The 21,189-nt window shown below is 68.6% G+C and carries 20 protein-coding genes and 1 tRNA gene; 10 read left to right on the top strand and 11 right to left on the bottom strand.

Annotated features, from left to right (window positions below; translation table 11 throughout):
* Positions 1-47: 47 nt before the first annotated feature.
* The gene (locus QMG86_RS05365) at positions 48-854 is read right to left on the bottom strand and encodes a VOC family protein (RefSeq protein WP_281878027.1); all 807 of its coding nucleotides are present in this window, start codon (positions 852-854) and stop codon (positions 48-50) included.
* Between the two features lie 634 nt (positions 855-1,488).
* On the opposite strand from QMG86_RS05365, the gene QMG86_RS33530 reads away from it, so the two are divergent.
* From QMG86_RS33530 to QMG86_RS05350, 4 genes are read left to right on the top strand one after another with little or no spacing between them, the layout of a single operon-like run.
* Positions 1,489-1,914, top strand: a complete 426-nt coding sequence (locus QMG86_RS33530) for a hypothetical protein (RefSeq protein WP_350356368.1) — start codon at positions 1,489-1,491, stop codon at positions 1,912-1,914.
* Entirely contained in the window at positions 1,911-2,210 is a 300-nt protein-coding gene (locus QMG86_RS33525; protein ID WP_350356367.1) for an SH3-like domain-containing protein, read from the top strand. The genes QMG86_RS33530 and QMG86_RS33525 overlap by 4 nt, the downstream gene beginning before the upstream one ends.
* Positions 2,207-2,917 carry a thiocyanate hydrolase subunit gamma gene (gene scnC, locus QMG86_RS05355; RefSeq protein WP_281878025.1) on the top strand — a complete coding sequence of 237 codons (711 nt, stop codon included), beginning with the start codon at positions 2,207-2,209 and terminating at the stop codon, positions 2,915-2,917. The genes QMG86_RS33525 and scnC overlap by 4 nt, the downstream gene beginning before the upstream one ends.
* Positions 2,914-3,243, top strand: coding sequence for an SH3-like domain-containing protein (locus tag QMG86_RS05350; RefSeq protein WP_281878024.1), 330 nt, complete (start codon positions 2,914-2,916; stop codon positions 3,241-3,243). Before scnC ends, QMG86_RS05350 begins: the two co-directional genes overlap by 4 nt.
* Positions 3,244-3,367: 124 nt before the next feature.
* Here the strand turns inward: QMG86_RS05350 and QMG86_RS05345 are convergent.
* Positions 3,368-3,441: transfer RNA gene (locus tag QMG86_RS05345), tRNA-Met, on the bottom strand.
* A 533-nt stretch (positions 3,442-3,974) separates the two neighbouring features.
* On the opposite strand from QMG86_RS05345, the gene QMG86_RS05340 reads away from it, so the two are divergent.
* Entirely contained in the window at positions 3,975-4,520 is a 546-nt protein-coding gene (locus QMG86_RS05340) for a transglycosylase family protein (protein WP_281878023.1), read from the top strand.
* 88 nt (positions 4,521-4,608) lie between these two features.
* On the opposite strand, the gene QMG86_RS05335 is transcribed toward QMG86_RS05340, so the two are convergent.
* The gene (locus QMG86_RS05335; protein ID WP_281878022.1) at positions 4,609-7,608 is read right to left on the bottom strand and encodes a UPF0182 family protein; all 3,000 of its coding nucleotides are present in this window, start codon (positions 7,606-7,608) and stop codon (positions 4,609-4,611) included.
* 210 nt (positions 7,609-7,818) lie between these two features.
* Between QMG86_RS05335 and QMG86_RS05330 the strand changes: the two genes are divergently transcribed.
* Positions 7,819-8,400, top strand: coding sequence for a PPA1309 family protein (locus tag QMG86_RS05330; protein WP_281878021.1), 582 nt, complete (start codon positions 7,819-7,821; stop codon positions 8,398-8,400).
* A gap of 152 nt (positions 8,401-8,552) precedes the next feature.
* Here the strand turns inward: QMG86_RS05330 and QMG86_RS05325 are convergent, their stop codons facing one another.
* Positions 8,553-9,578, bottom strand: a complete 1,026-nt coding sequence (locus tag QMG86_RS05325; RefSeq protein WP_281878019.1) for a YlbL family protein — start codon at positions 9,576-9,578, stop codon at positions 8,553-8,555.
* A gap of 127 nt (positions 9,579-9,705) precedes the next feature.
* Here QMG86_RS05325 and QMG86_RS05320 point away from each other — a divergent pair, with 127 nt between their 5' ends.
* From QMG86_RS05320 to QMG86_RS05310, 3 genes are all read left to right on the top strand, one after another.
* Positions 9,706-11,118, top strand: coding sequence for a zinc-dependent metalloprotease (locus QMG86_RS05320; protein ID WP_281878018.1), 1,413 nt, complete (start codon positions 9,706-9,708; stop codon positions 11,116-11,118).
* Between the two features lie 85 nt (positions 11,119-11,203).
* The gene (locus QMG86_RS05315; protein ID WP_281878017.1) at positions 11,204-12,079 is read left to right on the top strand and encodes a hypothetical protein; all 876 of its coding nucleotides are present in this window, start codon (positions 11,204-11,206) and stop codon (positions 12,077-12,079) included.
* A gap of 48 nt (positions 12,080-12,127) precedes the next feature.
* Complete coding sequence (locus tag QMG86_RS05310; protein ID WP_281878016.1) at positions 12,128-13,471, top strand: ABC1 kinase family protein; 1,344 nt, start codon at positions 12,128-12,130, stop codon at positions 13,469-13,471.
* Between the two features lie 366 nt (positions 13,472-13,837).
* On the opposite strand, the gene QMG86_RS05305 is transcribed toward QMG86_RS05310, so the two are convergent.
* The 5 genes from QMG86_RS05305 to QMG86_RS05285 form a co-directional block, all read right to left on the bottom strand.
* Entirely contained in the window at positions 13,838-14,161 is a 324-nt protein-coding gene (locus QMG86_RS05305) for a WhiB family transcriptional regulator (protein WP_159848116.1), read from the bottom strand.
* Between the two features lie 588 nt (positions 14,162-14,749).
* Positions 14,750-16,897 carry an ATP-dependent DNA helicase UvrD2 gene (locus QMG86_RS05300; protein ID WP_281880791.1) on the bottom strand — a complete coding sequence of 716 codons (2,148 nt, stop codon included), beginning with the start codon at positions 16,895-16,897 and terminating at the stop codon, positions 14,750-14,752.
* A 244-nt stretch (positions 16,898-17,141) separates the two neighbouring features.
* Positions 17,142-17,606 carry a MarR family winged helix-turn-helix transcriptional regulator gene (locus tag QMG86_RS05295; protein ID WP_281878014.1) on the bottom strand — a complete coding sequence of 155 codons (465 nt, stop codon included), beginning with the start codon at positions 17,604-17,606 and terminating at the stop codon, positions 17,142-17,144.
* A 9-nt stretch (positions 17,607-17,615) separates the two neighbouring features.
* Positions 17,616-18,017, bottom strand: coding sequence for an EVE domain-containing protein (locus QMG86_RS05290; RefSeq protein WP_281878012.1), 402 nt, complete (start codon positions 18,015-18,017; stop codon positions 17,616-17,618).
* Positions 18,018-18,184: 167 nt separating this feature from the next.
* Complete coding sequence (locus tag QMG86_RS05285) at positions 18,185-18,607, bottom strand: SRPBCC family protein (protein WP_281878010.1); 423 nt, start codon at positions 18,605-18,607, stop codon at positions 18,185-18,187.
* 120 nt (positions 18,608-18,727) lie between these two features.
* On the opposite strand from QMG86_RS05285, the gene QMG86_RS05280 reads away from it, so the two are divergent.
* The gene (locus tag QMG86_RS05280; protein WP_157115098.1) at positions 18,728-18,958 is read left to right on the top strand and encodes a mycoredoxin; all 231 of its coding nucleotides are present in this window, start codon (positions 18,728-18,730) and stop codon (positions 18,956-18,958) included.
* A gap of 42 nt (positions 18,959-19,000) precedes the next feature.
* Here QMG86_RS05280 and nudC read toward each other — a convergent pair whose 3' ends face one another.
* Together nudC and QMG86_RS05270 are read right to left on the bottom strand one after the other, a co-directional pair.
* Positions 19,001-19,906, bottom strand: coding sequence for an NAD(+) diphosphatase (nudC, locus tag QMG86_RS05275; protein WP_281878008.1), 906 nt, complete (start codon positions 19,904-19,906; stop codon positions 19,001-19,003).
* 47 nt (positions 19,907-19,953) lie between these two features.
* Complete coding sequence (locus QMG86_RS05270; protein WP_281878006.1) at positions 19,954-21,009, bottom strand: potassium channel family protein; 1,056 nt, start codon at positions 21,007-21,009, stop codon at positions 19,954-19,956.
* Between the last annotated feature and the right edge of the window lie 180 nt (positions 21,010-21,189).

Raw genomic sequence — 21,189 nt, 5'->3', positions numbered from 1 at the left:
CGGCAGCGACAACCGAGCGCGGTGGCTCGGTTGTCGCTGCCGATGGCTCACCCGCCGGTCGGCGGTTCCCCGACGGTCGTCGTCGGATCGATGATGCCGAAGACCTCGCCCTGCGGGCCCTGGACGATGCCCATGCGGCCGAAGGGGCTGTCGTCGGGGCCCGACATGACGGTCGCGCCGAGTTCGCCCGCCTTGGCGAGCGCGTCGTCGGTGTTGTCGACCTGGAACCAGGCCAGCCAATACGACGGGTTGTCACCCGGCATCTTCGTCGAGTCGTTCACGCCGCCGACGGCGTCGCCGTCCTGCGCCAGGCTGAACGTGGAGTACACGAAGTGCTCGCCGTCGCCGATCTCGGTGTAGTGCCAGCCGAACACGTCGGCGTAGAACTGTTGCGCCTGCTTGTAGTCGCTGGTGTGCAGCTCGTTCCAGCAGTAGGCGCCGTGCTCGTTGTAGATGCCAGCGCCGGCGTGTGCCTTGGCCTCCCAGACCCCGAATACCGCTCCGGTGGGATCGGCGCCGACGACCATGCGGCCGACGTCGAGCACGTCGAACGGTTGCATCATCAGCGAGCCACCCGCGGCGCCGACCTTCTGCGCGACGGCGTCGGCGCTGTCGGCGGCGAGATAGGTGGTCCACACCGACGGCATCGGCATGCCTTCCGGCTTGGGTCCGATGCCGGCGGCCGGGCGGCCGTTGCGCATCGCCATCAGATATCCCCCCGCCTCGGGCGGGCTGTCCTCGATCTCCCAGCCGAAGAGAGCGCCGTAGAATTCGCGGGCGCGCGCCGGGTCGTCGACCTGGCAGTCGACCCAGCACGGCGTTCCCTGCGGCCAGCTTCCGTCATGAGTGGGCATTGCGGGTGCCTCCTGACATGGGTTGCCGATGTGCGGGCCGAGACAGCCGGCACACGGCTAGTCAACCATCAGCATTCCGTTGGAGTGAGCCGATTCGGCCGGAGCGCCGCGTCGCGCTCGCGCGCCTGGAACCCAGGTGAAAAACCCCCTACACAGATCAGTCCCCGGTAGTCTCGTCGAAACCGTGAGCCTCAGTCGTCGCTGAATACTCCGGTATTTCGGCTGGCTTGCCGGGGGCCTAGCCGGATCCTGGGTCGGTTGCCTTCACTGCCTGCCGACGTCTCAGCTGGCAGTGCGCTCACCTACCGGTGTTCCGGTGTAATGACTAGTCTCCTCCACATTTCCGGCTAGTCAAGAGCCTGATCCGAGAGGATGCGCGCCGTCGCCCCGCGCCGCAGTCATCCTTCAGCAAATCGATCTTGACGTGTACCCTTGGCTTCCGAACCATGTGATTGTGACTGGGGTCACACCCCCCGCCTGACTGCACCCGCCTGCCCGATGGCCGGGCCGGCCGTCCCGCTGGAGTCCCCATGGCGCTCGTTTCCACTCCCGCCTCGATGAGTGGCGGCGCGTGCCCATACACCCGCCGCGAACGCCGCGCCGGAGACACCGGATCCGTCACTTCGGAGACATCATGAGCGCACCGAACCGATTCGACGAGTTGCAGCATCGCGTCGCGGACCTCGCACCGGTCTTCCGCGAACCGCTGGACTCCCCCTACGAGATCTCCAACGAATTGTTCGCCGCCCTCCGGCACGTGCTGCACGACGTGGGCGGACAGCCGGACATCCCGGTCGAATACCGGGAGAAGGAGGAACAGCCCTGGGAGATGAGCACCTACGTCACCTGCGAATGCCTCGGCTGGCGCGGCGTGTGGAATTCCGAAGAACGCAGGCGAGCGGAGAACGACCTGGGCGCGACGTTGTACTTCGGTCTCCCCTACTACGCGCGCTGGGCGACCGTCGCCGCGAAGACCTTGGTCGCCAAGGGTCTGATCACCCCCGACGAACTGTCGGCCAAGCTGGACGAAGTACGCGCCCGACTGGAGGCGCGCGCATGAGCAGGAAGTACCGAATCGGCGATCGTGTGCGGGTCCGCGACGCCACGTCGATGTTCCACACCCGCACCCAGGCCTACACCCGGGGGCACACCGGGGTCGTCGTCGAGCACCGCCCGGAGTGGATCATCCCGGAGGACGAGGCGTGGGGACGCGAGGACGGTCGCGTCGAACCGTTCTACGTCGTGCGATTCCGTCAGAGAGATTTGTGGCCCACATACACCGGCTTCGACGTCGACACCCTGGAGACGGAGGTCTCCGAGCGCTGGCTCGAGCCCGCGGAGGAGGATGCCCAGTGAGCCGGACCCACGATCACGACGCGCACGCGCCGATCCGGACGAGCGAGGAGATCAGCGAGTTCGAAGTGCTCGAGACGGCGGTCCGGGAACTCGCCATCGAGAAGGGCCTGTTCTCCCAGGAGGACCACCGCCGGTTCAGCGAGTGGGCCGAATCGGTCGGGCCGCACGGCGGGTCGAAACTCGTGGCCAAGGCGTGGACCGATCCCGAGTTCAAGGCGCGCCTGCTCGCCGACGGGACCGAGACGTGCAAGGAGGTCGGCATCGACTGGCGCGATCCGACCGGGTCCGGGACACCGAGCGACTACACCTACTTCTACGTACTGGAGAACACGCCGCAGGTGCACAACGTCATCGTGTGCACGCTGTGCTCGTGCTATCCGCGGCCGGTGCTGGGGATGTCCCCGGATTGGTATCGCACGCCCAACTACCGTCGCCGCATGGTGCGCCGGCCCCGCGAGGTGCTCGCCGAATTCGGCTTGCATTTCCCGCCCGACGTGGAGATCCGGGTGCACGATTCGAACCAGAAGTCGCGGTTCATGGTGCTGCCGATGCGCCCCGAGGGCACCGAGGGCTGGACCGAGGAGCAGCTGGCCGCCATCGTCACCCGGGACACCATGATCGGTGTGGCGCTGCCCCAGGTCGATTGGACCGCGCAGCAGCCACCGAACCGAGTCGAGTCCGCCACGAGGAAGGAGGGACGCCGGTGACGAGCGGTCCGTACGAAGTCCTGCTGAGCGCCTTGGATCCCGCGGCGCGCCGGGAGAGTGCGCTGCCCGAACTCGATCGCGCACCCGACCCGTGGGAGTCGAGCATGCAGGCCACCTGCGAATGCCTCTCTTGGCGCGGCGCCCTGGACAACCTGGAACGCCGTCATGCCGAGGACGCCCTGGGCGAGACGATCTATCAGGATTTCCCGGTACGCAGTCGCTCGGTGGTCGTCACCGCGCACACGCTGATGGAGCGCGGCGTGATCACGCCGGAGGAGCTCCGCGCCCGCATGGACGCCGTGCGGGAGCGCTTGCACCGGCAATAGCCGCAACCGGGACCAGCGGGAGGGTCGGAGCCGCATGTCGGCCGACTCCTCGATGGCCACCCGCTGGGGCATCGAACGCAAACGAAACGGCCCGGAACCTCGTGGTTCCGGGCCGTTTCGCTAGTAGCGGGGACAGGATTTGAACCTGCGACCTCTGGGTTATGAGCCCAGCGAGCTACCGAGCTGCTCCACCCCGCGTCGGTGAACACAACATTACACACGCGTTCGCTGAGACTGCAAATCGCCAGCTCAGGTGCGGTTTCGGGAAGGTGAACAGGCCGCGGAACGCCGGCCAGGAGCCGACGCCGGCGCCCCGGAAATACCAGGCCGCAACCGCGGCCCGGAAGACACGCCCCGACGCCGCGCCCCACAAGATTTGCCACGAGATAACCACTTCAAACGTGATGTACTTCACTATATCGCAGTGATCTCACTCACATAACGATGCGATAACGTACGATCACCACAGCGTGTTGATGACGTTTCCCACCAGGAAAAACGGGGATATTCGGGTTATTCGCTTCATGCAATTCCGACGTTATCCAGATGTGATCTGCTGAGATTTCTTCGTTACCGTCACTCCACGGCCCGGATCATCCGAGACGGGCTCGAACTCGAACCGCCGAACACCGGTGACCCTGTCCCGCGGTTCGAGGATCCCCGACGACCTGGGGACAGGGACACGGCAGTAATTCGTCGCCGTGCCGGCGGGCGCAGGGAGGGAAACGACCATGACTGAGAACCGGAAGATCAGCACCCGCGCCTTCGGCCTCGCCGCCATCACCGGCGCACTTGTTGCCGTCCCGTTCGCATTCTCCACCGCTTCCGCCTCCGCGGCGACCCACGACTGGGACGGCGTCGCGCAGTGTGAGAGCGGTGGCAACTGGGGGATCAACACCGGAAACGGCTACTACGGCGGCCTGCAGTTCTCGCAGAGCACCTGGGCGGCCAACGGTGGCAAGGGCTCGGCCCACACCGCGAGCAAGGAAGAGCAGATCCGCGTAGCGGAGAACGTGCTCGCCACCCAGGGCCCCGGCGCCTGGCCGTCCTGCGGCAAGTACCTGCGCCCGGGCACCTCCGCGCCCGAGCCGCTCGTCGAGGCGGAGGAACTCCCCGCCGTGCCCGAACCCGCCCAGCCCGCCGTGAGCGCCGCGCAGTCGGTGATCGAGCAGGCCGAGTCCGCCGCGGCCGACCTCGCCGAGCAGTACGGCGTGCGGGACCAGCTCCAGCAGATCCTCAGCCAGAACAGCGCGCTGATCGACTCGCTCGGTCGCTGACGTCTCCCGCGTCACGAATACGAAGACGCCGCCATCGGCACGATGGCGGCGTCTTTCGTATCAGTGCCTCTCCGACCGGTGTCGCCGGTCAGCGACCCGCGTCCTGATACGCCTTGACGGCGGCTTCCAGCTCGTCCAGCGCCCGGCCGAAGTCCTGGAAGTTCCCGCTGCGCATGGCGTTTCGCACGTTCTCGATCTTGCGGTTGAGCTCGGCCGCCGCGGCGTCCTTGGCCGAGGACGATCCCGGCGCGGGCGGCGGCACCGACGCGGGCGGCGGGGTCGACGCGGCGCCGGTCCCGTTGTTGCCCTCGGCGGGCGCCGGAGCGGTGCCCGGCTTCGGCCTGGTGCCCGAGTCACCGCCGAACGGTGTCGCCAGCGTGCCCGCGCCCGGGATGACCTGGTTCAGCGCGTCCGTCAAGGTCGAGGCGTAGCCCACCTTGACGTTGCCCGCCTCGTCCCGATAGCTCACCAGCACCCGCAGCAGCTGCGGGAAGGTCGCCGTGTTCGGCCCGGTGTTGCGTTCGTTGTAGAACGGCTCCACGTAGAGAATGCCGCCGTCGGCGACCGGCAAGGTCAGCAGATTGCCATATTTGATTTTGTTCGAATTCGACAGCAGCGTCTTCTCGCGTGACACATCCGGCGAGGTCGTCATCCGGTTCTGCGTCTGCTGCGGACCCAATGTCTGTGTGTCCGTGGGCAATCGGAGAATCGTGAATTTGCCGTACCCGTCCGGGTCGGAGCGCACCGAGATATAGGCGGCGAGATAAGGCCGGTTGTAGCCGGTCATCGCGCTGGTCAAATTGAACGTCGGCTTGTTGGTTTTCGGGTCGCCGAGCAGCACGTAATACGGCGGCTGGTTGGCGGTGGTGCCGCCCTCGGTGGTCGGATCGGCGGGCACCGACCAGAAGGCGTTGTTGGTGAAGAACTCTCGGGGATCGTCCACGTGATACTTCGACAGCATCTCGCGCTGCACCTTGAACAGATCCTCCGGGTAGCGGAAGTGCGCCCGCAGTTCCGGCGAGATCTCGCTCTCCGGCTTCACCGCGCCCGGGAACACTCCGCGCCAGGCCTTCAGCACCGGGTCCGACGAGTCCACCTCGTAGAGCGTGACGCTGCCGTCGTACGCGTCGACCGTCGCTTTCACCGAGTTGCGGATGTAGCTGACCTCCTTGCGCGGCAGCAACCGCCCGGTCTTCTTGTCGATGCTGTCCTCCAGCGCGCCCTCCAGCGAGGTGGTCTGCGCGTACGGGTAGTTGTCCAGTGTGGTGTAGGCGTCCACGATCCAGACGATCCGCCCGTCGACAACCGCGGGATAGGCGTTCCCGTCGGTGGTCAGCCATGGCGCGACCTTCTGCACCCGTTCGCGCGGGCTGCGGTTGAAGATGATCTTCGAGTCCTCGGCGATGGCGGAGGAGAACAGGATGTTGCGCTCGGCGTACTTGGCCGCGAAGGCGAGGCGGTTGAACCAGTTGCCGATCGGCACGCCGCCCTTGCCGGTGTAGGTGTATTGCGCGACGTCCGAGTCGTATTCGCGCGGACGCTGGCCGTCCGTCGCGCCGACGATCGCGTAGTCCGGGTTGGCCTGCGAGATCAGCTCCCCGAAATACACCCGCGGCTGGTCCACCTTGATCCGCTGCTTGTCCGCGGGCGTGAACAGGTCGCTCACCATGAAGATCGGGTAACCGCCGTCGCCGCTGCCGCCCGCGGCGTTCGGATCGTCCGACGGCGGCTTGTTCACCCGGTTGGCGGGAGCGGCGACGAAGCCGTTGCCGTGGGTGTACACGGTGTGCCGGTTGATCCAGTCGGTCTGGTTGCCGCTCAGCGCCGCGGGCGAGAGCTCCCGGGCGGCGACGATGTAGTCCTGCACGTCACCGTCGAGGTTGTAGCGGTCGATGTCCAGCGACTCCGGGAAGCCGTAGAAGTTCTTCAGCTGGCGCAGCTGCGTGAAGGTGGGCGAGAGGATGTTCGGGTCCAGCAGCCTGGCGTTGCCGATGGTCGCGGCGTCCACCGGCACCTCGAGCGGGCTCTTGCTGCTCTCGCCCTTGTAGTCCTTGTAATCGATCCGGTCGTTGGTGATGCCGAACGCCTGCCTGGTGGCGGCGATGTTGCGTTCGATGTACTCGCTCTCCTTGTCCGCGGCGTTGGGCCGCACGGAGAACTGTTCGACCACCAGCGGCCACACCGCGCCGACCAGGATCGAGGACAGCACCAGCAGCGCGGCGGCCATCGCGGGCACCCGCAGATCGCGCAGCACGATGCCGGCGAAGAAGGCCAGCGCGCAGATCACCGCGATGGACAGCAGGATGAGCTTGGCGGGCAGCACCGCGTTGATGTCGGTGAACGACCCGCCGGTGAAGGTGGGTTCCTTCCGGCTGCTGGAGAGCAGTTCGTATCGGTCGAACCAGTACGCGATCGCCTTGAGCAGCACGAAGGTTCCGGCCAGCAGCGCCAGCTGGATCCGCGCGGCGCGGGTGAGCGTGCCCTCGCGGCCGGTCAGGCGCAGCCCGCCGAAGACGTAGTGGGTGACCAGGCTGGCGAAGAACGCGATGACCACCGCGACGAACAGCCAGTTCAGCACCATGCGGTAGAAGGGCAGGTCGAAGGCGTAGAACCCGACGTCGAGGCCGAATTCCGGGTCCTTCTCGCCGAACGATCCGCCGTTGAGGAACAGCTGCACCGTCACCCAGTTCGACTGCGCCACCAGACCCGACAGGAGGCCGAGCAGCACCGGGATGCCGACGCCGAACAGCCGCAGCCTGCTCATCACCGTGGTGCGGTAGCGCGCGATGGGATCGTTCGGGCCCGCCACCGGCACGAACACCGGCCTGGACCGGTAGGCCAGCAGCAGCGCCAGCCAGACCACCAGCCCGACGAAGGCCGCCACGGCCAGGAATAGCAGGACCCGGGTCCGCAACACCGTGAGGTACACGTTGCGGAAGCCGACCTCGCCGAACCACAGCCAATTCGTGTAGGTGTCCGTCAGCCGCGGCCCGAGCAGCAGCAACGCCGCGAGGACGATGGCCGCCACCAGCAGCACACGGCTGCGTCGGGACAGCGAAGGTAAGCCGGTGGGGGGCCGCATGCCCACGATGCCACTCTCCAAGGTCCGGCGACGCTCGCACCGATACGCCCGGCCGATGCGCCGCAGTCCGATGTTGCGGGTGGTCCTTCCGGACCGTCCCGGCCCACTCTACGGAAATCGGACACCATCCAGCTGGCAGGGTTGCGCTTGCCGCGCCGGGGAACCGATCGTCCGGGTTTCCGGCGGCTCCGGCGGGCGGTTTGATTGGATATTCGCGTGACCCCAGACCTGCACGCCGAACTCGTCCTTGCCCGATCCGTCCGGGAGGTGGCGGAATTCGTCGACGCCGAGGGGTGGGGCCGTCCCCCGCAGATGTTCGCCCTGGTGCCGACCGCGGACCTGGTCGCGGCGCAGCCGGAACTGGAGGACCAGCTCGACGGCGGCGACGAGCTGACGCCGGTCGCCCAGGAGGCTTTCCCGGACGACATCACCGGCGGCTCGATCGCGTTGGACGAATTCCTGGCCACCACCAGCTGGCCGCCCGCGGTCCGGGGTTGCGTGCTGGTGCAGGAGATCGTGGTGCTGCCGCCGGACGCCGAATCGACGCTCGACGACGCGCTCGCCCCGCTGCTGGCCGACCATGACGCGGCCGACGCGGCCGCGCGCGCCGCCGCCGAAGCGCACCCGGAGCGCCGGGAGGCCCGGTTGTTCGCCGCGGTGCTGCGCGACGGCGCGTCGCTGTGCCTGCTGCAGCTGCGCCCCGAGGACGACGCCGACGATTTCGGCGATCTCGACCTGCGCACCTACCCCAACCTGGCACCGAATCTGGTCGAGGCGCTGCACCATACGCTCGAGTGAACTACTGCCCGGTGCCGGTCGGGCGCGCTGCGGCACCGGCTGCGCCGGGCGAGTGCGCGCGATCTGCACCTGCGGTGCGGCCCACACTCTTGCGGGTGACTACCCGGTCGCCCCGAGCGCCTGGAGCGGGTCACCGGCCGCACGGTGCCGCATCAGCCGCAGCTGACCGGCTCCTTGCCCGCGCTGATCTCGTTGAGCGACTGCACGGCGCCGGTGAGGTTCTCGACGCGCACCAGCCGCAGGCCGTCCGGGGTCCGCTGCTTGGCTTCGTTGCAGTTGGCGGCGGGAACCAGGAAGGTCTCCGCACCGGCCTCCCGCGCGGCCATCATCTTGTACTGGATGCCGCCGATCGGGCCGACCTTGCCGTCCTGATCAATGGTCCCGGTGCCCGCCACGAATTTGCCGCTGTCCAGCTCGCCGGGGGTGAGCTTGTCGATCAGGGCCAGGCTGAACATCAGGCCCGCCGAGGGGCCGCCGATGTCGGCGAGGTTGAAGGCCACCTGCATCGGCGGGCGGGCGCCCTCGCCCGGCGTCACGCCGAGGTAGCCCTTGGCCGGGTCGCCGGGGCGGGCGCCGAGGACGATCGTCGCGGTCTGCTCGGCGTTGTCGCGCCGGTACACCACGGTCAGCGTGCTGCCGGGCGCCTGGGCCCCGACCGCGGTGACGACGTCCTTGGGCGTCGCGACCGGGGTGCCGTTGATGCTGACCAGTTCGTCACCGGCACGCAGCGCGTCATGGGCGGGCCCGTCGTCGGCCACCTTGCGCAGCAGCACGACCGTGGGCAGGTTCAGGTAGTGCAGGGCGGCGACCTCGGCGTTGCCCTCGGAGTCCTTGAAGTCCTCCTGGTTGGACTTGTCGATCTCCTCCCGGGACACGCCCGGCGGATAGACCTCCGAGCGCGGCACCAGGCCGTGCTTGCCGCTGGCCCAGAAGCCGAACGCCTCGAAGATGCTCAGCCCGTCCCGCACCGACACCGTGGTCATGTTGAGATGGCCCGTGGTCGGATCGACCTCGGTGCCCCGGACGTCGACGACTTCCTTGCCGTCCACTTGGCCGAGGGTGTTGAAGGTGGGCCCGGGACCGAGTGCGACGTACGGCACAGTCAGCACACTGCCGGCGACACCGAGCACGAGCACCGGGATCAGAGCGGCGACCAGGGTGAGGATCCGACGATTCACCCGAACCACAGTAATGACAACCGGCGGCGCGAGGCACCGGAGGCGGTCATTTCACCCGGGCGCGCCGCCACCGGTTTCGCGCCGCGCGAACACGGGGACGCTGTGCTACGCGCGTAACGTGAAGGGCATGAACGACCTCCCCTTCGGATTCTCGAACCGCGACGACGACGATCGCAAGCGCGGTGACGAGCCGAGCGGTCCCGGCCCGAACGATCCGTTCGGGTTCGGTATCGGTGGGTCCGGCGCGGGCGGATTCGACCCGGCGCAGCTCGGGCAGATGCTGACCTCGCTCGGCCAGATGCTCAGCGGCATGGGTCAGCCGGGCTCCGCGCAGGCCGGGCCGGTGAACTACGACGTCGCCAAGCGGCTGGCCCGTCAACAGCTCGGCTCGGCCGTCGCCCCGGTGACCGCGGGCGCCGCGAGCGCCGTGGCCGACGCCGCGCACCTCGCCGAACTCTGGCTCGACAGCGCGACCACCCTCCCCGCCGGTGCAGGCAAGACCGTGGCGTGGACCGCCAACGATTGGATCGAGCAGACCCTGTCCACCTGGCAGCGCCTGTGCGACCCGGTCGCCGAGCAGATCTCGGGGATGTGGACCGCGGCGCTGCCGGAGGAGGCCAGGCAGTTCGCCGCGCCGATGGTCGGCATGCTGGGCCAGATGGGCGGTCTGGCGTTCGGTTCGCAGCTCGGCCAGGCGCTCGGGCAACTCGCCAAAGAGGTGCTGACCTCCACCGACATCGGCCTCCCGCTCGGGCCCACCGGCACCGCGGCGCTGCTGCCCGCGGCGATCTCGGAATTCAGCGCGGGGCTGGAACAGCCGGAGAGCGAGATCCTGGTGTTCCTCGCCGCGCGAGAAGCCGCTCACCAGCGCCTGTTCGCGCACGTGCCGTGGCTGCGCCAGCAGGTGCTCGGCGCGGTCGAGGACTACGCGCGCGGCATCCGGATGGACTTCTCCGCGATGGAGCAGGCCGCGCAGGGCATCGACCCGATGTCGCTGACCGATCCCGCGAAGCTCGAGGAGATCCTGGCGCAGGGCACCTTCGAGCCGCAGACCACACCCGAGCAGAAGCAGGCGCTGGAACGCCTGGAAACGCTGCTGGCGCTCATCGAGGGCTGGGTGCAGGTGGTGGTGGCCGACGCCGTCGGCGACCGGTTGCCCGGCGCGGGCGCGCTGGCTGAGACGCTGCGCAGGCGGCGGGCCACCGGCGGCCCCGCGGAGCAGACCTTCGCGACGCTGGTCGGCCTGGAATTGCGTCCGCGCAAGCTGCGTGAGGCGGCCGCGTTGTGGCGCAGGCTCACCGACGACGCGGGCATGACCGCGCGCGACCGCGTGTGGGCGCACCCGGACCTCCTGCCGGATTCCGACGATCTGGACTCCCCCGCGGGCTTCATCGACTCGGTGATCGGCGGCGGCGCGGCCGTGTTCGACGATCCGCTCGCGCAACTAGCCGAAACCGAGGCCCGCGAGCAGGCCGCGCGCGAACGCAAGGACGACGACGGCGGCACCGACCTGGGCGAAGAGGGCGGCGCATCGTCCTGATCCACACTGTGGATGAAGCGAAACCCTGTGGATAACTACGGGTTTCGATGTAGGTCGGCCGCCACGCGCTCCGCATACTGATGACATGACAACGATGTGTCGCGGTCCGCGATTGCGGCCGAGGGTGACCGTGCTGGTCCGCCCGAGTGGTGTCGTGCAACTCGGGTGCGATCCGGAAACCGCGGTGGTGCTCGATCCGGAAGGCATGGACGCCGAGACCGTCGTCACGTTCCTGCGCCTGCTCGACGGTCTGCGTACCAAGCCGCAGATCGTCTGGCGAGCCGGCGAATGCGGGATCGAGGCCGAACGCGCCGTGGCATTGCTCACGCTGGTCGACGAAGCCGGCCTGCTGGACCATCCAGAGGATCGCGCCGCGCAGGTGCGGGCGGTGCGGGTGCACGGGCTCGGTCCGCTGTCGGACGCGGTGTCGGCCGGGTTGCGCGCGCTCGGCTTGCGGCCGAGCCGTTCTCGCGACTACCCCTCCGGCACGGCCACGGTACGGTCCTGGGGAGCGGACCTCGTGGTGCTCGCCGACACACTGATGCCCGATCCACGGCTGGTGAGCGATCTGGTGCTGCACCGGATCCCGCACCTGCAACTGCGCATCCGCGACAACAAGGGCGTCGTCGGGCCCTTGGTACTCCCCGGCGTCACCAGCTGCCTGCGCTGCGCGGACCTGATCCGCGCGCAGAACGACGCCGAATGGCCGCATCTCGCGGCGCAGCTGCTGGGCCGCGTCGGACACGCGTCCCCCGCCGGGATCGCGGCGACCGCGGCCGTCGCGCTGAGCGAGTTGGAGGCGATCATCGACTGCTCGCCGCGACGCGCTCCGGCGACGTTGGACGCCACGCTGGAACTGGATCTGGATTCACACGTCCTTGATCGGCGCGAGTGGGACCGCCATCCCACATGCGCGTGTGTGCACGTTTCCGCAGGACACAGCCTCGGAAGCCGGCCGTGATCAAGATTGCGATGGCCGATCGGCCGGTCTGTCCGCCATGATGGGTACGTGTCTGAGATCGTGCGCCGTCGCTCGTCCCGTAACGCCAAGCTGGCCAAGATTCCGCTCGGCATCGCCGGTCGGGCGGCCGTGGGGTTCGGCAAGAAGCTCGCCGGAGGCGACAAGTCCGAGATCAACGCGCAGCTCAATCAGAAGGCCGCCGAGCAGCTGTTCACGGTCCTGGGTGAGCTGAAGGGCGGCGCGATGAAGTTCGGGCAGGCACTCAGCGTGATGGAGGCCGCGGTACCGGAGGAGTTCGGCGAGCACTACCGGGAGGCACTCACCAAACTGCAGGCCGCCGCGCCGCCGATGCCGGCCGCCACCGTCCACCGGGTGCTCGACCAGCAGCTCGGCACCCAATGGCGTACCCGCTTCCGCGAGTTCGACGACAGCCCGGCGGCGTCGGCCAGCATCGGGCAGGTGCACCGGGCGGTGTGGTCGGACGGGCGCACCGTCGCGGTGAAGGTGCAGTACCCCGGCGCCGACGAGGCGCTGCGCGCGGACCTCAAAACGTTGTCCCGGATGTCCGGTCTGGTCGCGTCCGTGATCCCCGGGGCGGACGTCAAGCCGATCCTCGCCGAGATCACCGAACGCACCGAGGAAGAGTTGGACTACCGCAACGAAGCGGCCAACCAGCGCGCCTTCGCCAAGGGCTTCGACGGGCACGGCGAGATCGTGGTGCCGAAGGTGGTGGCGAGCGCGCCGAAGGTGATCGTCACCGAATGGCTGGACGGTGTCGCCGTCTCCTCGATCATCAAGCAGGGCGCCGAGGATCCCGCGGGCACCCTCGCGCTGCGCAACCGTGTCGCGGGACTGATGGGCCGGTTCCACTTCTCGTCCCCCGAGGTCGTCGGGCTCCTGCATGCCGACCCACACCCGGGCAATTTCATGATGCTGCCCGACGGCAGGCTCGCGGTGATCGATTTCGGCGCCTGCGCGCCGATGCCCGACGGCTTTCCGCCGGTGTTGGGCCGGATGCTGGCCCTCGCGGTCGAGGAGCGCTTCGCCGAACTCACCGAACTGCTGTACGACCACGGCTGGGTGATCCCCGGCCGGGTGGTCACCCACCAGGAGATCGCCGACTACCTGCGGCCGTTCACCGACCCGATCCAGACCGACTCGTTCCACTTCACCCGCAGATGGATGCAGCGGGTGGCGGGCAAGGCTTCGGAGTTGTCCAGCCCGGAAATGAAAACCGCACGGGCACTGCAACTTCCGGCCGAGTACGTGATGATCTTCCGCGTGCTCGGCGGCTCCGTAGGCATCCTGGCGCAACTCGACGCCGAGCTGCCGTTCATGCAACTCGTCCGCACCTGGATGCCCGGCTTCCGCGAGGAGCGCAATTCCGCTTGAGCGCGGCCCGGCACATGTCGGCCGGTCGGAAGCGTCCGGCGACTGAGGGGCCGACCAACCCCGAGCAGTTCGACGCCTCCTCAGACACTCGAGGGACCGAGCAGAAGCTCACGGCGTCGCGGCGGTCTTTGTAGCGCCGCGTCCTCGAACGCAATCTCGACTTCGAGCCTCCGAAATCCGCGACTGAGCACGGTCGCTTCGACCACTCGTCCACGCCGCGATGGTGCCACCGCGACGAGGAACGCAGAGCAGCCGCCCACCTGGCGACGGTGGGCGGCTGGTCTGCTTTCTCGTTCGTTGGCTCGGCCGTGCCGGGACCGACCGAATCGAGCACATCGACCGGAGGGAGGGAAATCACTCCCCGGCTCATGCCGGGACCGCGACCTTGCGCGGACGACCACGGGGACGCTTGCGGGCGATCACGACACCCTGGTCGAAGATCTCCCCGCCCCAAACACCCCACGGCTCACGACGATCCATGGCGGCGCTCAGGCAGCCCTTGCGGATCGGGCAGGTCGCGCACAGCGCCTTGGCCTGCTCCAACTGGACCGGGCTCTCGGCGAACCAGAGGTCCGGATCTCCAGCACGGCAGGGCAGGACCTTGGCGATCTCCTGGGTCCGAGTAGTCGACGCCACGGTTCGGCATGTCACGTCAGTAGTGGCCTGCGGCCAACCCTGTGCGGTGAACACGTCGTTCTCCTTCAGCTCGTTTGCAGCGGTTCGTGTGTTGTGGCGAAACCGGTGCCGGTCGGCTGAAGGGCCGGAGAATACTGGCCACGGTTTCGCTGTCGTGCGATCCGTGGCCAGGAGGTCGGGGAGGAGTTCCCTACCTAGGTCGACATCTCTGTCGAGCCCTGTTCACGGTCGCTGGGTGTGCGGTGCGGAGGCGTGCTGCCCGCGGATCCGCCGGCTCGAAGCCGGCTTCATCCGCGAAGACACCGACTGCTGCCTCGGCAGCCGTCGGGTGCCAGCCCGCGCTGGGCTTGCCCTGAATCCGGGTACGGACAGAGGTGTGCATCGCAGCGGAATTCGCTTGCGAGACGCACGTGCCGAACGCACCGATTCCGGACAGACCGATCCCCTGCAAGGCGAGGATCCCCCGGGAGGCCGCCATGGGCGCATAGACCGCAACGCCACTGGCGCCGAAGTTCATGATGTTGTCCACTGCTCTGCCTCCCTCCTGTACTCGTTGTGTGTCGGTAACTGTGCGCGCCGAGATGCCCTCCCGGTGCGTGGAATCCACCATAGGCAAGATCGTCGAGCGCGACAACCTATTTTCTACCTGCGGTTTTGTGATGTGGATCGAATCCGGGACGCGACGATGGCCAGTACGTCGGCGCCGAACTGGTCGATCTTCTTCGCGCCGATGCCCGCGATCGCGGCCAAGGCGGCGTCGTCGGCGGGCAGTTGTTCGGCGATCGCGGTGAGCGTGGTGTCGGTGAACACGACGAATTCGCGGACCCGCAGCGCCTCCGCCTTCTCCGCACGCCAATCACGCAGTGCCGCAAGCAATTCGGCGTCCAGTTCGGCCGGGCAGCGACGGCAGCGCCCGAGCATGGTCGCGTACGTGCCGATCAGCGGTTTCGCGCAGACCCGGCAGGTCGGGCGGACGCCGTTCGCGGCCTTCGGCGGGGCCGCGATCCGCGACGCGGGCGAATCGTCGGGGAGGAGGCCGCTGAGGAACCGGGAACGGCGCCGGGTGCGCCTACCGCCTTCGTTCCTGGCCAGCGCCCAGGACAGCCGCAGATGTTCGCGCGCCCTGGTGACTCCTACGTAGAGCAGCCGCCGTTCCTCCTCGAGCGCCGCCGCGTCGGCGACCGAGCCGTCGTCGGCGAGGACGTGCGCGATCGGCATGGTGCCGTCGGAGAGGCCGACGAGAAACACCGCGTCCCACTCCAGGCCCTTGGCGGCGTGCAGCGAGGCCAGCGTGACCCCCTGCACGGTGGGTGGATGCCTCGCCTCGGCGCGGGTCGCGAGCTCGCGCAGCAGCCCGGGCAGGTCGAGCCGGTCGTCGTGGCCGACCAGCTCCTCGGTCAGCCGCACCAGCGCCACCAGCGAGGCCCAGCGTTCGCGCGCCTGGGCGCCCGCGGGCTCGGTGGCGGTGAGACCGAGCGGGGCGAGCACCGCGCGAACCAGGGTGACCAGGGCACTGCCGCTGCGCGACTGGTCGGGCAGATCGTCGCGGGACGCGGCCTGCCGCAACGCCTGCACGGCCTGCCTCACCTCGGCACGCGCGAAGAAGCCCTCGCCGCCGCGCACCTGGTAGGGAATGCCACGTTCGGTGAGCGCCTGCTCGTAGCTCTCCGACTGCGCGTTGATCCGATAGAGCACGGCGATCTCGGCGGCCGGTGTGCCCGCCTGGATGAGCCGGCCGATCGCCTCCGCCACTGCCGCGGCCTCTGCGGGCACGTCGTCGTATTCGGCGAAAACCGGCTCCGGTCCGTCGGCTCGCTGGCCGATCAATTGCAGCCTGGTACCCGCGATGCGCCCGCGCGCCGCTCCGATCACCCGATTGGCCAGCGACACCACCTGCGGGGTCGAGCGATAGTCGCGTTCCAGACGGACCACCGTGGCCTCGGGGAAGCGACGGGAGAAGTCGAGCAGATAGCTCGGCGTTGCGCCGGTGAACGAATAGATCGTCTGGTTGGCGTCGCCGACGACGGTCAGGTCGTCGCGGTCGCCGAGCCACGCGTCGAGCACGCGCTGTTGCAGCGGCGTGACGTCCTGGTACTCGTCGACGACGAAGCTGCGGTAGCGGCCGCGGAACTCGTCGGCCACGGCCGGGTAGTCCTCCAAGGCGGCCGCCGTGTGCAGCAGCAGGTCATCGAAATCCAGCAGCAACCCGTCCGGCGTCGCCTTGAGCTTCTCGTAACCCGCGTAGACATCGGCGACACGCAATGCCTCATAGGGTGTCTCGCGCCGCTGCTTCGCGACCGCCGCCACGTAGTCCTCCGGCGCGATGAGCGAGCCCTTCGACCACTCGATTTCGCTCAGCAGGTCGCGGACGCTGTCGGTGGCCGTGGACAGCCCGGCCCGGTGCGCCGCCTGCGCGACGATCGGGAACTTGGCGTCGATCAGCCGCCACGGCACGTCACCGACGATCTGCGGCCAGAAATACTTCAGCTGCCGCAACGCCGCCGCGTGGAACGTCCGTGCCTGCACCTGGGTCGCTTCGCCGCCGAGGCCGAGGGCCCGTAGCCGGGTGCGCAACTCCCCCGCCGCCCGCGCGGTGAACGTCACCGCGAGCACCTGGTCCGCCTTGACCTGCCCCTGCGCGATCAGATGCGCGATGCGATAGGTGATGGTCCTGGTCTTGCCGGTACCCGCGCCCGCGAGCACGCACACCGGACCGCGCGGGGCGCGCACGGCGGCGGCCTGCTCGGGATCGAGGTCTGCGAGGTCGAGAGCGGGCACGCGGTCCATCATGACAGCGCCCACCGACACGCACGGCGGCGCCTTCGCGACCTCGCCGCCGTATCGCCTCGTGTGTGCTCGACTTGTTGCGCGTGCCCCATCAGAGGCTTCCAGGAGGGCGTGTTCTGCCGAGAATTCGCACCGACCCGCGCACGGGGTCGCGGGGTCGCGCTTGCCGATGCGCCGATCACTCGGGATCCGCGGTCCCTCGCGCGCGGGGAGCACGAACGGTCGGGACTTAGCGGGCAGGGACGGATCAGCGGTCGCGCAGCAACCGTAGGGAACGCACGAAGGCGCTCGTCCGATCATCGAGCGGGCCGAAGAACTCCGCGTCACACGCCTCGACCGCGACGATGGCCCGGTTGACCAGCGCGACGCCGGCTGCGGTGGCAACCAGGGCCTTGGCCCGGCGATCGGTCGGGTGGTCGCGGCGTTCGATCAATTTCTTCTGCGCCAGCGCGCGCAGTACCTGGGAGGTCATCATCGGATCGGTGGCGGCGTAGTCGGCCAGGTCACGTTGCCGGACCGGATCCGTGCGGCCCGCCGCGAGATAGGTGAGCGAAGCCAGCAGCACGAATTGCACGTGGGTCAGGTCGAAAGGGGCGAGCGCCGCCCGCTGCGCGGCCTGCCAGCGATTGGTCACCTGCCACAGCAGCAGGCCGGGGCTTTCCTCGGCTGTGCGGAATCTGGAGCGCAGCATTCCGTCCCCCACTTCGTGCATCGGCCTCCCTCACTCGTCCGTCATCGCCCGCGCGATCAGCGTGTAGTCGTGCGGGCTGAGTTCTATCAGGCCGCGGCGCAGGATCATTCCCCAGTTCGGCGCGCTGGTGAATTCCAGGGCCTCGCGCAGCGCCTCGATCGGAATCTCGCGCGCGCCGGCTCGGTAGCTCACCCCGCGACGCCAGGGCTGGAAGCAACCGCCGTCCTGCGGGTCGGCCTGCCAGGCCGGACGGTCGTCGATGGTGCCGATCGCGGTGAACGAGCGCACCGGCACTCCCGCGCGCATGCCCTCCCGCGACGAGTAGTAGACCAATCCGTCGCCCGGCCGCATACGTTCCACCGCCGCGCGCTTGCCATGGTTGGCCTGGGCGATGCCTAGCTCGACACCGCGCCGGACATGTTCCCTGGACACGACCGCCAGCCAATATCGCGCGCTCGAGCCGGGGCAGCCGCCGTCGGCGGTCGGATCCCCGCTCCGCTCCTGAGCCCCCGCCTCGAGGCGACCGGCCCCGCTCCGCCGCGCCTCGCTGACGCGGGAATCCGCCCCGGGGACGGCGGCGTTCTTCCCGCGCATGCCGCTCACGCCGCGACCCCCTCGGCGACGGCGACCAGTGCGTCGAGGTCGGGTTGCACGGATTCCGCCAGGCCCGCGCCCAGGATTCTGGTCCACAGCCGGCGCAATGGTCCGTCGATCGAGACGGTCACCGTGATCGTGGTGCCGCTCTCGGCGACGGTGACCTCGTGGGCGAAGGTGAGCCGCGCGCCGAGCAACCGGGAGACGTCGACGAACTCGCGGTCGGTGAGGCGTGCGACGACGAACCGGATGTCCGGACCGCCCTTCGGCCGCAACGTCCCGGTGGCGCCCTCGGCGAACGGTCCGTCCAGGCGCACCCACTCGGTGTCGGTGTTCCATTCCGGCCAGGTGGCCATGTCCGCCCAGCGAGCGAAGAAGGCGGTCGGCGGAGCATCGGAGGTGGCGTATGCAGTGGCGATGATCGTCATACATTTAGTATGCGCACATACTAAATGGAGTGCAAGACCATCCGAGACGATCCGAGTCGGAACAGTGCGCGGCCCTCCGGTGTTGCAGTGTCCGTGACTGACGCGAACCCCACCCTGACGATGTACTCGACCACCTGGTGCGGCTACTGCCGCAGGCTCAAGAAGCAGCTGGACGAGGCGGGCATCACCTATGTCGAGATCGACATCGAGGACGACCCGGCGTCGGCCGAGTTCGTCGGCAGCGTGAACGGGGGCAACCACGTCGTGCCCACCGTGAAGTTCGCCGACGGCTCCACCGCGACGAACCCGTCGCTGGCGACCGTCAAGCAGGTCCTCGCCGGACTATCCTGATCAGCCGACGCGCGCGGGTCGCGCTGCCCGCGCGCGGGTGCGCTAGTCGAGCGCGGCCCAGGATTCGATGATGGTGCGAGCGATCGAGATCGAACCGGGCAGCAGCAGCTGGGCGCCCTCGCCCCGCTTCGACCAGTCGCCCACCGCCAGCGCTTCGCGCACCTGCGCGCGCGTGAACCAGGCGGCCTCGGCGATCTCCCCGTCGGAGAAGACGAGCGGCTGTTCCGGATCGGCGACCGCCGCGAAGCCCAGCATGAGCGAGCGCGGGAACGGCCACGGCTGGCTGCCCAAGTAGCTGATCTCGCGCACGTCGAGACCGACTTCCTCGCGCATCTCCCGCTCCACGCAGCGCTCCAGCGACTCGCCCGCCTCGACGAATCCCGCCAGCAGCGAGAACAGCGATTCCGGCCAGGCGTGCTGGCGGGCGAGCAGCGCCCGGTCGCCGCCGTCGTGGATCAAGCAGATCACCGCCGGATCGATGCGCGGGAACTCCTCGTAGCCGCTCTCGGTGACGCGCGACCAACCGCCCTTCGCCGAGGTGGTCACTGTGCCGTCCGCACCGTGGAATCCGGCCTTGTCGTGCCAGTTCAACAGCGCGATCGCGGTGGACAGCAACCCGGCGGTGCGGTCGTCGACGGCGCCGCCCGCCAGCGCGCGCAAGTCGGTGAGCGTGCCCTCGAGCTCCGGATCGCGCACCGCCCAGAGATGGATGCCGTCCTCGACCCCGAGGAACACCGCGGCCGGGCTCGGCTCCGCGGACAACTCCAGGGCCGGTTCCAGGAGCAGGACACCGTCCTCCAAGCGCACCTGCCCGCGGCGATTGACACGCAAGAGTTTGGCGTCGGCCCAGCCCTCCTTCAGAGCCTGCGCGTCACCTCGAATCGGCTCGGCTCGATCGATCACGGAACGAGACAGCAGCGGAACACCATTGAGCTGAAAAGCCGACACGCTTCGAGACTATCGCGCCCGAGCTACCGCTCAGCTCGCGGCGTGTGTCACTTGCCCGCCCGGCGGATGTACAGCAGCTTGTCGCCGGCGTCGACCGCGTCGACTTCCGGCTCCCCCACCCGGTAGAGCACCCCGTCGCGCACCACGCCGAGGACGATGTCGCTGAGATGCCGTGGCGAACCGCCGATCTCGGACGACTCCACCTCGCGTTCCGCGACGGCGAAACCCTCCTCCGGGGTGAGCAGGTCTTCCATCATCTCCACGACCGTGGGCGTGGTGGTCGCGATGCCGAGCAACCGGCCCGCCGTCTCCGACGACACCACCACCGAGTTCGCGCCGGACTGCCGCACCAGGTGGGTGTTCTCCGCCTCCCGGATCGACACCACGATCTTGGCGGCCTTGTTCAGTTCCCGGGCGGTCAGGGTGACCAGCACGGCGGTGTCATCCCGATTGGTGGCGACCACCACCGAGTCGGCGTGCTGCACACCGGCCAGCCGGAGCACATCGGATTGGGAAGCCGACCCGTGCACCGTGACCAGGCCGGCGTTGGCGGCCGCCTCCAAAGCGACCACGTCGGTGTCGACCACGACGATGTCGGCGGGCTGCACCCCGTCGCCGAGCATGGCGTCGATCGCCGTCCGCCCCTTCGTGCCGTATCCGACGACCACGGTGTGATTGCGCACGGTGTGCCTCCATCGCTGAATCTTGAAAGCCTGCCGGGAACGTTCGGTCAGCACGCCCAGTGTGGTTCCGACCAGGACGATCAGGAACAGGATGCGCAGCGGGGTGATGACGACGATGTTCGCCAGCCGCGCCTCGGGCGTCACCGGATGGATGTCGCCGTATCCGGTGGTCGACAGCGACACCGTCGCGTAGTAGAACGCGTCCAGGAACGACAGTTCATTACCCGAGTTGTCGTGGTAGCCCTCGCGCCCGAGATACACCACCAGCGCGGCCAGGAACAGCAGCGCCGTAGCGAACAGCACCCGCCTGGTCAGCGAGATCCACGGGCTGCTCTGCACTTCCGGGATGCGCAGCACACCGACCAGGGCGAAATCGGGACGGCTGGCCAGCCCCAGGCCGCGCGCTCGCTCACCGAACACCGGACGCACCCGTCATCTCGTCGCTCGTGTCGGTCATCCCCGGTATTCCTTGTCCCTCCGGCACAGCAGGGGAGCCTACTGTGTTTGTTTTTCCAGCGCCTGCGGCGCTGGGTGTTCGCGGCCCACTTCTGGCTCGCGAACGGCGGATGCTCGGTCTCGCTTCGCTCGAAAGACGTGGTT

It is taken from the genome of Nocardia sputorum, from assembly GCF_027924405.1.
GTDB lineage: Bacteria > Actinomycetota > Actinomycetes > Mycobacteriales > Mycobacteriaceae > Nocardia > Nocardia sputorum.
The sequence above is the reverse complement of the archived record's forward strand: the minus strand, read 5'-3'. Positions and strand labels throughout refer to the sequence as shown.